Origin of the sequence: Allosphingosinicella sp. (assembly GCF_046295735.1) — a bacterium.
In the GTDB taxonomy this organism is placed as follows: Bacteria; Pseudomonadota; Alphaproteobacteria; order Sphingomonadales; family Sphingomonadaceae; genus Allosphingosinicella.
In genome coordinates, this window is record NZ_JBKBMQ010000001.1 from 22,084 (window position 1) to 33,271 (window position 11,188).

Here is an 11,188-nt window from a genome sequence, read left to right on the forward strand (position 1 = left end):
GGTGGCGCGAGCAAGCCGCGAGGATGGTCGATCCCGGACGCGGACCGAGCAGGTGATGCAGCTGGTTCGGGACCGGATTGCGCGGCGGGCGCTCCTGCCGGGCGCGCGGCTGCCCTCGCTGCGTGCGATGGCGGAGACGACCGGCTTCTCCAAATCGACGGTGGTGGAAGCTTATGACCGGCTGGCGGCGGAGGGCGTGGTCCGGCCCCGCCCCGGATCGGGCTTCTACGTATCGGCTCCGGTCGCACCACTGGCGCTCGACAGAATGAGCGACGGCGTCGATCGCGAGGTCGATCCGGTCTGGATGCTGCGGCAGTCGCTCGCGGGAATGGATCATGCGGTCAAGCCCGGGTGCGGATGGCTGCCCGACGACTGGCTGGCCGGCGACGAGCTGCGCAAGGCCATGCGCGGCGCCGCGCGCGGCGACCGGGGCGGCGGGCTGACGAGCTATGCCACGCGGCTCGGTTCGCCGCGGCTCCGCGCGCTGCTCGCGCGGCGGCTGTCCGAACAGGGCGTGGAAGCGGCGCCGGACCAGATCCTGCTCACCGACAGCAGCACCCATTCGCTCGATCTCGTCTGCCGCTTTCTCCTGGAGCCCGGCGATACGGTGCTGGTCGACGATCCGACCTATTTCAACTTCCTCGCTCTCCTTCGCGCCCACCGCGCCAACGTCGTCGGCATCCCGATGACCAGGACGGGTCCGGACGTGGCCGCGTTCGCCGCGGCGGCGGCGGCCCACCGGCCCCGCCTCTATCTGTTCAATTCGGCGATCCACAATCCGACCGGCGTCACGACGCCGGCGGCGACGCTGCACCGTCTGCTCGCGATTGCCGAGGCGCACGACATGGTGGTCGTCGAGGACGACATCTTCGCCGACTTCGAAGAGCGGCCGACGCCGCGCCTTGCCGCCTTCGACGGCCTCGACAGGGTGATCCGCATCGGCAGCTTCTCGAAGTCGCTGTCCGCGGCCGTCCGATGCGGCCACATCGCCGCCCGATCCGACTGGATCGAGGCAATCGCGGACCTCCGGATCGCGACGTCGGTGTCCGGAAATCCGCTGGCGGGAGACCTGCTCTATTCGGTGCTCACCAGCGGAGGTTATCGCCGCCACCTCGAGGCTCTGCGAACACGGCTTGCCCGCGCGAGGGAGGACACGCTCGCACGGCTCCGCCGGATCGGGATGGAGCCGTGGACGGACCCTCCGGCCGGGATCTTCATATGGGCCCGCCTTCCTCTCGAAGCCGGAGACACCGCCGCGGTCGCCCGCGCCGCGCTCAAGGAGAATATCATCCTGGCGCCCGGCAATGTGTTCAGCACCAGCGGCCGGTGGGGCGACCATCTGCGCTTCAACGTCGCGATGAGCGACGACGCGCGCATCTTCGCGTTCCTCTCCGCGGCGATGCGATTTGATCCGCTCCCCGGCCAGAGATGACGATCGTCGGCGGGAGAGGCTGTACCGGGAAACAGCTTTATCGGCTGATGTACGCCGAAAACATGACCTCTCGGATTGCAACATCGGAATCTTCAACAGCCTGCGGCGAAAGCGCCCGGCCGGCGCGGATGCGGTCGATTGATCGATCCCCGAAACCGCGTGGCTAGCCACCTTGTGTTCCTCATCGCCCGCTCGGCTGGAGAAATGCAGGCGACCAAAGCCGCACGGCCTCATCTTGGATCGCAGGAGCGGAAGCGGCGCTCTCCAATCAGGCTCGGAACTGGAGAACACGGACTCGGGGTGACCACACCTTCCGTCGATCATGTTTCTGCAGGGAACCAGCCATTTCTAATTGCTGGCCTTGCCGGCCTCGGCCGGTCGCTTCATGCGGAGCAACGGGATTGGCCTCCCTTCATCATCCCGCTCCTTGCGGGGAGCAGGCGCCCAACGCCTCCGCGATGCGCCTCCGGCGCGACAAAGAGGCCACCGATATGATTTTCGACCATTCCGATGAAACCCAGAATGCTCTCACCGTCGGTCGCGACCCAATTGTCGGCATGTGGGATGTAGACGTCTCTTAGCTTGGGAAGCTGCTCCTGGAGCACAGCCTCGCCAAGAAACGGATGTCCGACGCGTGAAGCCTCGAGCCAGATTCAGAGCAGCTGCGTTGGCTCCAGGAATCGGCTGAAGCATGGTCACTGGAAGCATCTTGTTCGCCCTGGGCCAATGGTTATTCTGGCGTTGTGGGGCATGGAAATTTCAGTTTTCGTGCGGGCGAACCGCGGCTGCCTCAAATCCCCGCGAGGTTAGTTGATCTGCGACCGCCCATTAAGGGTGGAAAGCGGACGTGCGAACTCAGTCCGCGAGGCGGGCTTGAATTTCATAATTCATGAGGGCGCGGCCGATTTGCCGTCCATGTATCGCATTGAAATCCGCGCGTGCTCCTCATCATAGCCGGCAATGCAATCCGAGGCGAGGATGACCTCCAGATCGCGCTGGTAGGCGTCGATCGCTGTGCGCCGCTGTCATCGCCACGATTGAATTCCTGACGGAGCGTTTCGATCCGATCCGGCCATGGACTGCCCGAGCATCTTCAAAATTCCCATTGTCGGGAAACGCGTAGTCGTCCGTGAGCGGATTCAATTCAGCCGTCTGTTCAGTCTCGATCTGGCCGGCGATGAGGGCGAGAGCGAAGGCCGCACGATTAGAGGCCTTGCTGACAGACGCGGCGCCACGCCGATCTCCGAATAGGAACTGGGCGGCGATATCTGCTGCACGTTCAGGAGGGAGCGCGGCCGCCTCGGGGCCCACGGCCGCCCATGCAACCTTCTTCCGGGCCTGCCATTTCGCATCTGCGACGGCGAACAACGGCTTCGCGGCTTCGTAGTCGCGAACGCCAAGCGACTCCTTGTAGTGGGTGCCGCGTCCGCAGTAGGCGCGGAGCGCTTCCGGAATCTGCCGCCGCAGGTCATGGACACCGTTGTCGTGGAGGTAGAGCCTCGAAGTTTTTGTAGCTTTCCTACCGCCTCGCTGTACCAGCGACGAAAAAAAGGACTGAATTCCGGGATTTCGGGCGTTTCCGGCGATTTGGTGACCCCTACGGGACTCGAACCCGTGTTTTCGCCGTGAAAGGGCGACGTCCTAGACCGCTAGACGAAGGGGCCTCGCGAGCGAGGCCCGGCACTTAGGGGCTGGCGCGGCGGGGGTCAAGCGCGAAGCGGCGGGGTCAATCGGCGAAGGCGGCGTCTTCGAGATGGAGCTCGGCCGCCACCCGGTCGCCCCATTCGTCGCGCTTCACCCGGCCGGCGATCCACAGCTTGCGGTGCGGCGGACAGGCGAGCAGCGCCTGGCCCAATGCGCCGTCCGCCATGCGAAAGGCGATCGCCTTCACCCGCCGCCCGTCGTCGCCGGCGACGATCAGGCGCAGATGGCCGTTTCCCACCGTGTCGGCCTTCACGAGCCGTACCGGCCCGGCCACGACCCGCGGCGCCGCCCAGCCGGCGCCGTAAGGCCCGCCGGCGTCGAGCGCGTCGCACAGCGACGGGCAGACGCCGCCCGGCGCGACCACGGCATCGACCAGCAGCGCCCGGTCCTCCCGGCTGCGCGCCACGTCGGCGGCCAGCCGTTCGTCCAGGAACGCCGCCAATTCCCCGATCCGGTCGGCGGCGACGGTCAGCCCCGCCGCCATCGCATGGCCGCCGCCCGCCACCAGCAGGCCGCTGTCCTTCGCCGCGAGCACCGCCGCGCCAAGATCGACGCCGGAGATCGAGCGCCCCGAACCCTTGCCGAGCCCGTCCTCGCCCACGGCGACGACGATGGCGGGCCGCCCGAGCCTTTCCTTCAGCCGCCCGGCGACGATGCCGATCACGCCCGGATGCCAGCCCTCGCCCGCGACCAGCGCCACGGCGCGCTCGCTCTGGCTTTTGCATTGCGCCTCGGCCGCCTCGCACACCGCCGCCTCGATCGCGCGGCGCTCCTCGTTCAGCCGGTCGAGCTCGGCGGCGATGGCGGCGGCCTCGTCCGGATCCTCGGTGGCGAGCAGCCGCACGCCGAGGTTCGCCTTGCCGACCCGCCCGCCGGCGTTGATCCGCGGGCCGAGCGCGAAGCCGAGATCGGCGCAGGTCGGCGCCCGCGTCAGCCGCGCCGCTTCGGCGAGCGCGGCGAGGCCGGTGTTGCGCCGCCCGGCCATCACCTTCAGCCCCTGCGTCACGAAGGCGCGGTTGAGGCCGCGCAGCTGCGCCACGTCGGCGACCGTGCCGAGCGCGACGAGATCGAGCAGGTCGATGAGCCGCGGCTCCTCCCGCCCTTCGAAGAAGCCGCGCCGCCGCAGCACCCGCAGCAAGGCCGCGCCGAGCAGGAAGCAGACGCCGACCGCGGCGAGATGGCCGTGCGCCGCCGCCGCGTCGCACTCGTCGAGCCGGTTGGGATTGACCAATGCCGCCGCCACCGGGAGCCGGCTCGCGCATTTGTGATGATCGACCACGATCACGTCGACGCCGGCCGCATGGGCCATGTCCAGCGCCTCGAACGCCTGCGCGCCGCAATCGACGGTGACGATCAGCCGCGCGCCGCCCTTCGCGATGCGGACCAGCGCCTCGCCCGAGGGCCCATAGCCTTCCATCAGCCGATCGGGGATGTAGACGCCCGGATCGGCGCCGAGCCCGCGCAGCAGCCGCACGAGCAGCGCCGCCGAGGTCGCGCCGTCCACGTCATAATCGCCGAACACGGTGACCGGCTCGCCCGCCATGACGGCGAGGGCCAGCCGCTCGGCGGCCGTGTCCATGTCGCGGAACAGCGACGGATCGGGCATGAAGTCGCGGATGGTGGGGCTGCGGTGGCGGCCGAGCTCCGCCCGCGCCACGCCGCGCGCCATCAGCAGCTGATCGACCAGCTCGTCGGCGCGCGGATCGCCGTCGCCGCCCCCCGCCGCCGTCCCCCGCCAGCGCCACGGCTGGCCCAGGATCGACCGTTCGACCCCGCAGACGAGAGAGGAAGTCATCAGCATGGCCCAAGCTTAGGCCAAGGCGGCGGCGAAGTGAATCCCGGCGCGGCGGAAAGCCGTGGATAAGCGCGCAACTCCGCCGCGCAGCCCGCCTAGAGCAGCCCCTCCGCCTCCAGCCGGGCCTGCAAATCGGCGGCGTCGGTGAAGAGGTGGGCCTTCATGCCGACGGCGCGCGCGCCTTCGACATTGACCAGCCGGTCGTCGATGAACAGCGCTTCCGCCGGCTTCAGGCCGAAGCGGTCCAGCGCCAGATAGTAGATGGCGGGATCGGGCTTCAGCAGCTTCTCCCGGCCCGACACGACGATGTCGCGGAAGCGGCCGAAGAACGCCGCCTCCCGCGCCGCGAAGGGCGTCCAGAAGTCGGCGGAGAAATTGGTGATGGCGAACAGCGGCACGCCGCGCGCGTCGAGCCGCTCGACGAGGGCGTGGACGCCCGGCACCGGATCGCTGATCGTCTCGCCGAAACGTTCGCCCCAGGCGGAGATCAGATGCGCATATTCGGGGAATTTGCCGCTGAGCTCGGCCGCCGCCTCGTCGAACGGCCGGCCGCCGTCGAGCGTGTCGTGCCAGTCCCACAGACCGACATCGTCGATGAACCTCAGGCGCGCCGCGTCGTCCGCGATCTGGCGGACCAGAAACGCGTCGGGATCCCAGCCGTAGAGGACGTTGCCGACGTCGAAGACGACGGCGCTCACCGTCACGCGGACGTCAGCCCTGGCGCGCCTTGAAGCGGCGGTTCGTCTTGTTGATGACGTAGGTGCGGCCCCGGCGACGGATCACGCGGCAGTCGCGGTGGCGCGACTTGAGGGACTTCAGAGAGTTGCGGATCTTCATGGCCGTACGACCTGCCTGTTCTTTCAACTTGTGAGATTGCCGGAAAAGCGAGGCGCCCACCTAGTGGCAGCCGGCGGCTTAGTCAAGCGCGGCGGCTGCGTGCCCGCACTCGTTGCGCCGGCGCAACGGCGGGAACTTCCGCGGCGGCTGAGGCGCTGTAGCAGCAAAGGAAACAGGGACTGAAGGCAAGCCATGACACCGCGCCTCATCGTGCTGGCGCCGTTGGCGGCACTCGCCCTCGCTTCGCAGGCCTGGGGGCAGCAGCGGAGCGGCGAGGGCCTGTTCAATCGCTCCTTCGCACAACCAGCCTCGACCGCCGCGGCCGAGGGCCGCAACCTCCCCCGCCTCAGTGTCACCCGCGACCGCTATGACGAAGACGGTTTCCCCGTCGTCCGCAACGGCCTCGTCGCCAGCGTCGAAGTGGAGGACGGGGTGACGATCGGCCTCGGCCGATTCAGCGTGACCGAAATCGCGCGGCCGCGCAGCAACGTCGAATCGCTCGGCCGCGCCGCCGACATTCGACAGCGCGACCGCAACATCGCCGCCGTCGGCCTGCAGCTCCGCTTCTGAGCCTTATTCGGCGACGTAGCGCCAGTTGCCGTCGGCGCCGCGGCGCCAGATGGTGATGAAGGGGAAGCTCGCCGGCTGGCCTTCGGGCACCGGGCCGTTGCTCCGAACATGGCCCCAGGTGGCGCCGAGATCGCCGCTGCCGGCGACCAGCACGCCGCCGTCCGGTCCCCAGGAAACCGGGCTCGGCGGCGCATAGCCGGGATCAATCGAGCGGGCGATCGCTTCCGCGCCGAGGACGAAGCCGGCCTCGCGCCCGAGATTGACCGCATCCGGCGCGCCATATCTGGCGAAAGCGGGACCGAGGCCGATCCGCTGCGCCTCGTCCGAAAAAGCGGTTTCGGCGGCGGCGAGGCCGCGGCGGTGCGCCTCCACCTCGCCGGGGAAGGCCCGGCCGGGCAGGGAGGGCGGCATCGCCGCCGTTTCCTCGCCGGCGGCGCGCAGCGAGCGGCGGTAGAGCGCGACCCGCCAGCCTTCCGGCCGCTTCACCCAATAAGCCAGATATTTGAGCAGCCGGACCTCGCCGCCGGGTGCCGCCATCGTCATATAGCCGAAGCTGAAGCCGTGCCGTCCGTCGGCGGAGATGCCGGCGCGCAGCGGCCGCCATTCGGCGTGCGCCGCGAGGTTGAACGGATTGGCGCGCAGCGCCGCCAGCGCCGCCGCTTTGCCTTCGACGAAGCGGCCGTCCGGCTGCGGCACGACCACGGCCGCGTCGAACATCGCCCCGATCGCGTCGGCGGCGGGGCGTTCCCTGGCGGCCGCGGCGAAGGCGCGATCGGCGGCGAGCAACGCCTCGACGGCGGCGGCGGGATCGGCTGCCCGGGCCGGAACGGCGCCGAGCAGCAGCAGGATCAGCAGGAGCTTTCTCATGCCCCAGCTTCTACTCTCCCGCGGCCCCGTGCGCGAGACGACCGGATGCGCTTGGCAGAAAAGTCGATGCGTCTCGTCGAAAGGTCAGCCCCGCTCGCCGAGCCGGCGTTCCCAGGCGAGGGCGTCGGCGACGATCGTGTCGAGATCGGCCCGGGCCGGGCGCCAGTCGAGGGTGCCCAGGATGCGCCGATTGTCGGCGACGAGCGCGTCGGGATCGCCCGCGCGGCGCGGCTCCATGCGGCGCTCGATCGGCCGGTTGGTGACGCGGTCGACGCTGTCCAGCACCTCCATCACCGAAAAGCCGCGGCCATAGCCGCAATTGAGCGTGTGGCTGCGCTCCGGCTCGGCGATCAGCCGCTCGAGCGCGCGCAGATGGGCGGCGGCGAGGTCGCTGACATGGATATAGTCGCGGATGCCGGTGCCGTCGGGAGTCGCATAGTCGGTGCCGAATACGCTGACATGGCCGCGCTTGCCGGTCGCCGCCTCGACCGCCACCTTGATGAGATGGGTCGCGCCCGCCGTGGACTGGCCGGAGCGCCCCTCGGGATCGGCGCCGGCGACGTTGAAGTAACGCAGCGCGCAATAGTTGAGCGGATGCGCCGCCGCCGCGTCGGCCAGCATCCGCTCCGTCATCAGCTTGGACCAGCCATAGGGATTGATCGGCACCGTCGGCGCCTCCTCCGCCACCGGCACCCGTTCCGGGATTCCATAGGTCGCCGCCGTCGAGGAGAAGATGAAGTGCCGCACGCCCCCCGCGACCGCCGCGGCGATGAGGGCGCGGCTCTTCACCGTATTGTTCTCATAATATTCGAGCGGTTTGGCGACCGATTCGGGCACCACGATCGATCCGGCGAAATGCATGATCGCGCCGATCCCATGCTCGGCGATCAGCCGGCCGACCAGCGCCTGGTCGCCGACGTCGCCCTCGACGAACGCCGCCGCGTCCGGCACCGCCCAGCGAAAGCCGGTCGTCAGATTGTCGATCACCACCACCGGCCAGCCGGCGTCGAGCAGCGCCAGCACCGCATGGCTGCCGATATAACCCGCGCCGCCGGTGACCAGCACCGCCGGCTTCGAAGAGCTGCCTTGCATCGAAAAACCCCTACAGGATGAAGCCAAAACGTCGCAGGTTCGTTCCAGTGCCAATATAATCTCAACGAGGTAAAGGCGAGGTGGCCATGACATCCACGATCCGGCGCTGCGGCGCGATCCTCTTGGCGGCCGCGCTCGCGGGCTGCGCGACGCCGCAGGGCGCCGGCGTCCAGGCGGGCGCCGAAGTCACCCGCTTCCACCTCGACCAGCCGGTCGCCCGCGCCCAGATCGCGGTCGAGCCGTTCAACCGGGCGGACGGCAACAGCCTGGAATTCGCGCAATATGCCGCCGCGGTGACGCGCGAGCTGCAGCGCCAGGGCTGGACGGTCGTGCCGGCCAATGTCCGCTCCGAACAGGTGGCGCTGGTGAGCGTCGAGCAGGGCAGCCGCGAGGCGATCGGCCAGCGTTCTTCCGTGTCGATCGGCGTCGGCGGCGGCACCGGCGGATGGGGCCGCGGCGGGGTCGGCGTGGGCCTGGGCGTCGGCATTCCGATCGGCGGCGGATCGAACGAGATCGTGGCGACCATGCTGGAGGTGCGCATCCAGCGCCGCTCCGACACCACCGTCTTCTGGGAAGGCCGCGCGACCACCGAGGCGCGGCTGGGCACGCCGCTCGCCGACCGGCGGGCCGCCGTCGACCTCCTCGCCGAAGCCCTGTTTCGGGACTTCCCCGGCGAGTCGGGCCGCACTATCAGGGTGAGATGACCCTATCCGTATCGAGCGCCTTCGACGGCGGCAACATTCGCCTGGTCGCCGTGGACGGCGACCGCATCGACCTTGAAATCGTCAGCGACCACCAGTCCGATTTCTATCAATGGTTCCATTTCCGCGTGACCGGCTGCGCCGGGCGTGCGCTGGAACTCCGCATCCTGAATGCCGGCGGCGCCGCTTACGCCCATGGCTGGGACGGCTACCGCGCCCGCATGTCGGAGGATCGCGAAAGCTGGCGGCAGGTCGACACCTCCTACCAGGGACGCGTCCTCACCATTCGCGCCACCCCTACGACGAACAGTGCCTGGTTCGCCTATTTCGCCCCGTTCACGATGGAACGCCACCACGACCTCATCGCCGGCGCCGCCCTCCACCCCGATGTCGAGCACCGCTCGCTCGGCCAGACGCTCGACGGGCAGGAAATCGACTATCTGAAGATCGGCACCGGCCCGCTGTCCGTCTGGCTCTACGCCCGCCAGCATCCGGGCGAGAGCATGGCCGAATGGTGGATGGAAGGCGCGCTCGAGCGGCTGCTCGACGATGCCGACCCGGTCGCGCGGAGCCTGCGCGCGCGCGCCACCTTCCACATCGTCCCCAACATGAATCCGGACGGCACCCGGCGCGGCCATCTGCGGACCAACGCCGCCGGCGTGAACCTCAACCGCGAATGGCACGCGCCGAGCGCCGAGCGCAGCCCGGAAGTGCTCCATGTCCTGGAGGAGATGAAGCGGACCGGCGTCGATTTCGCGATGGACGTCCATGGCGACGAGGCGATCCCCGCCAACTTCCTCGCCGGCTTCGAAGGCATCCCCAGCTGGAAGGAGGAACAGGGCGCCTTGTTCGCGGCCTATTCGGACGCGCTGGAGCGGCTGTCGCCCGATTTCCAGACGAAGCAGGGCTATGAGATCGCCGCGCCCGGCCAAGCGAACCTGTCCATGTCCACCGCCCAGCTCGCCGAGCGGTTCGGCGCGGTGACGATGACGCTGGAAATGCCGTTCAAGGACAATGACGACCTGCCCGATCCGGAGGAAGGCTGGTCGCCCGACCGATGCCGCCACCTGGCCCGCGCCTGCCTGGCCGCGCTCCACGCCGTGATCGGCCAGGTCGAGGAGTATCGCCGCTGATGCCCCGCCTGGTCCTGATCCGCCACGGCCAGTCGGCCTGGAACCTCGAGAACCGCTTCACCGGCTGGTGGGACGTCGACGTCACCGAAAAGGGCGCGGCCGAAGCCAGGGCCGCCGGCGAGCTGATGGCCGCCAAGGGCCTCGATTTCGACATCTGCTTCACCAGCCTCCAGACCCGCGCGATCAAGACGCTGCATATCGCGCTCGAGGCGATGGGCCGGCTGTGGCTGCCGGTGGAGAAGCATTGGCGGCTGAACGAGCGCCATTATGGCGGCCTCACCGGGCTCGACAAGGCGGAGACGGCGGCGAAGCATGGCGACGAGCAGGTCCATATCTGGCGCCGCTCCTTCGACATCCCGCCGCCCGCGGCCGAGCCGGACGGCCCGTTCGATCTCACCAACGACCGCCGCTATGCCGGCATCGACATTCCGCGCACCGAGAGCCTGAAGGACACGATCGCCCGCGTCCTGCCTTATTGGGAAGAGCGGATCGCGCCGGCGCTGCGGGCGGGCGACCGGGTGGTCATCTCCGCCCACGGCAATTCGCTGCGCGCGCTGGTGAAGCATCTGTCGAACATTCCGGACGCAGAGATCACGGGACTCGAAATCCCGACCGGCCAGCCGATCGTCTACGAACTGGACGAGGATCTCGTCGAGATCGAGCGTTACTATCTGAAGGACCGCTGATCCCGGCGTCGGCCGTTGCGGGCGCCCGGCGCACGCCCTAGACCATGAACATGGATGCTCCCGCCCCGATCGTGCCCGTGATCCTGTCCGGCGGATCGGGCACCCGCCTGTGGCCGCTGTCGCGTGAAGCCCGGCCCAAGCAGCTGCTGCCGCTGCTCGGGGACGACACGATGCTGCGGATGACGGCGGCGCGGGTGGCGGATCCCGCTTTGTTCGCGCCGCCGCTGGTGGTCGCCAACGAAGCCCATGCCGACGAGATCGAGCGGCAGCTGGACGGCGGCGGGGCCGGCGACCGCCTGACCCTCGGACCCCCCACCCACAACACCACACCAGCGGCCGCTTTTGTCTCTCTCCCCCCCCGTCCGAGGGAG

General features: G+C 69.1%; 13 protein-coding genes and 1 tRNA gene. 6 read left to right on the top strand and 8 right to left on the bottom strand.

Annotated elements, in window-relative coordinates; genetic code table 11:
• Positions 1–55 precede the first annotated feature (55 nt).
• The gene (locus ACK4K7_RS00125; RefSeq protein WP_431863086.1) at positions 56–1,432 is read left to right on the top strand and encodes a PLP-dependent aminotransferase family protein; all 1,377 of its coding nucleotides are present in this window, start codon (positions 56–58) and stop codon (positions 1,430–1,432) included.
• 383 nt (positions 1,433–1,815) lie between these two features.
• Here ACK4K7_RS00125 and ACK4K7_RS00130 read toward each other — a convergent pair whose 3' ends face one another.
• From ACK4K7_RS00130 to ykgO, 6 genes are all read right to left on the bottom strand, one after another.
• Positions 1,816–2,037 (bottom strand): GNAT family N-acetyltransferase, encoded by a 222-nt coding sequence (locus ACK4K7_RS00130; protein WP_431863087.1) that lies wholly within the window; start codon positions 2,035–2,037, stop codon positions 1,816–1,818.
• 282 nt (positions 2,038–2,319) lie between these two features.
• A complete protein-coding gene (locus tag ACK4K7_RS00135) occupies positions 2,320–2,442 on the bottom strand; it encodes a hypothetical protein (RefSeq protein ID WP_431863606.1) in 123 nt (40 codons plus the stop codon).
• A 578-nt stretch (positions 2,443–3,020) separates the two neighbouring features.
• Positions 3,021–3,096: transfer RNA gene (locus ACK4K7_RS00140), tRNA-Glu, on the bottom strand.
• 62 nt (positions 3,097–3,158) lie between these two features.
• On the bottom strand, positions 3,159–4,931 hold the full coding sequence (gene recJ, locus ACK4K7_RS00145; protein WP_431863607.1) for a single-stranded-DNA-specific exonuclease RecJ: 1,773 nt from the start codon (positions 4,929–4,931) through the stop codon (positions 3,159–3,161).
• Positions 4,932–5,026: 95 nt separating this feature from the next.
• On the bottom strand, positions 5,027–5,629 hold the full coding sequence (locus ACK4K7_RS00150; protein WP_431863088.1) for an HAD family hydrolase: 603 nt from the start codon (positions 5,627–5,629) through the stop codon (positions 5,027–5,029).
• Between the two features lie 13 nt (positions 5,630–5,642).
• Positions 5,643–5,768 carry a type B 50S ribosomal protein L36 gene (gene ykgO, locus ACK4K7_RS00155; RefSeq protein WP_006833921.1) on the bottom strand — a complete coding sequence of 42 codons (126 nt, stop codon included), beginning with the start codon at positions 5,766–5,768 and terminating at the stop codon, positions 5,643–5,645.
• A 192-nt stretch (positions 5,769–5,960) separates the two neighbouring features.
• Here ykgO and ACK4K7_RS00160 point away from each other — a divergent pair, with 192 nt between their 5' ends.
• Positions 5,961–6,338, top strand: coding sequence for a hypothetical protein (locus tag ACK4K7_RS00160; protein WP_431863089.1), 378 nt, complete (start codon positions 5,961–5,963; stop codon positions 6,336–6,338).
• 3 nt (positions 6,339–6,341) lie between these two features.
• Here the strand turns inward: ACK4K7_RS00160 and ACK4K7_RS00165 are convergent, their stop codons facing one another.
• Entirely contained in the window at positions 6,342–7,205 is an 864-nt protein-coding gene (locus ACK4K7_RS00165) for a YybH family protein (RefSeq protein ID WP_431863090.1), read from the bottom strand.
• A gap of 84 nt (positions 7,206–7,289) precedes the next feature.
• On the bottom strand, positions 7,290–8,297 hold the full coding sequence (gene galE / locus ACK4K7_RS00170) for a UDP-glucose 4-epimerase GalE (RefSeq protein WP_431863091.1): 1,008 nt from the start codon (positions 8,295–8,297) through the stop codon (positions 7,290–7,292).
• 86 nt (positions 8,298–8,383) lie between these two features.
• On the opposite strand from galE, the gene ACK4K7_RS00175 reads away from it, so the two are divergent.
• The 4 genes from ACK4K7_RS00175 to ACK4K7_RS00190 all read left to right on the top strand — a co-directional run.
• Positions 8,384–9,001 (top strand): DUF4136 domain-containing protein, encoded by a 618-nt coding sequence (locus ACK4K7_RS00175; RefSeq protein ID WP_431863092.1) that lies wholly within the window; start codon positions 8,384–8,386, stop codon positions 8,999–9,001.
• Positions 8,998–10,131 carry a M14 family metallopeptidase gene (locus ACK4K7_RS00180; RefSeq protein WP_431863093.1) on the top strand — a complete coding sequence of 378 codons (1,134 nt, stop codon included), beginning with the start codon at positions 8,998–9,000 and terminating at the stop codon, positions 10,129–10,131. The genes ACK4K7_RS00175 and ACK4K7_RS00180 overlap by 4 nt, the downstream gene beginning before the upstream one ends.
• Entirely contained in the window at positions 10,131–10,817 is a 687-nt protein-coding gene (gene gpmA / locus ACK4K7_RS00185; RefSeq protein WP_431863094.1) for a 2,3-diphosphoglycerate-dependent phosphoglycerate mutase, read from the top strand. Before ACK4K7_RS00180 ends, gpmA begins: the two co-directional genes overlap by 1 nt.
• A 50-nt stretch (positions 10,818–10,867) precedes the next feature.
• On the top strand, positions 10,868–11,188 hold a 321-nt coding region (locus tag ACK4K7_RS00190), incomplete at its 3' end, for a sugar phosphate nucleotidyltransferase (protein ID WP_431863095.1).

Excerpts from the sequence above, each read along its gene's own strand:
- ACK4K7_RS00125 (WP_431863086.1), top strand. The coding sequence starts at position 56 with ATGCAGCTGGTTCGGGACCGGATTGCGCGGCGGGCGCTCCTGCCGGGC.
- recJ (WP_431863607.1), bottom strand. The coding sequence starts at position 4,931 with ATGACTTCCTCTCTCGTCTGCGGGGTCGAACGGTCGATCCTGGGCCAG.
- ykgO (WP_006833921.1), bottom strand. The coding sequence starts at position 5,768 with ATGAAGATCCGCAACTCTCTGAAGTCCCTCAAGTCGCGCCACCGCGAC.
- ACK4K7_RS00160 (WP_431863089.1), top strand. The coding sequence starts at position 5,961 with ATGACACCGCGCCTCATCGTGCTGGCGCCGTTGGCGGCACTCGCCCTC.
- ACK4K7_RS00165 (WP_431863090.1), bottom strand. The coding sequence starts at position 7,205 with ATGAGAAAGCTCCTGCTGATCCTGCTGCTGCTCGGCGCCGTTCCGGCC.
- galE (WP_431863091.1), bottom strand. The coding sequence starts at position 8,297 with ATGCAAGGCAGCTCTTCGAAGCCGGCGGTGCTGGTCACCGGCGGCGCG.
- ACK4K7_RS00175 (WP_431863092.1), top strand. The coding sequence starts at position 8,384 with ATGACATCCACGATCCGGCGCTGCGGCGCGATCCTCTTGGCGGCCGCG.
- ACK4K7_RS00180 (WP_431863093.1), top strand. The coding sequence starts at position 8,998 with ATGACCCTATCCGTATCGAGCGCCTTCGACGGCGGCAACATTCGCCTG.
- gpmA (WP_431863094.1), top strand. The coding sequence starts at position 10,131 with ATGCCCCGCCTGGTCCTGATCCGCCACGGCCAGTCGGCCTGGAACCTC.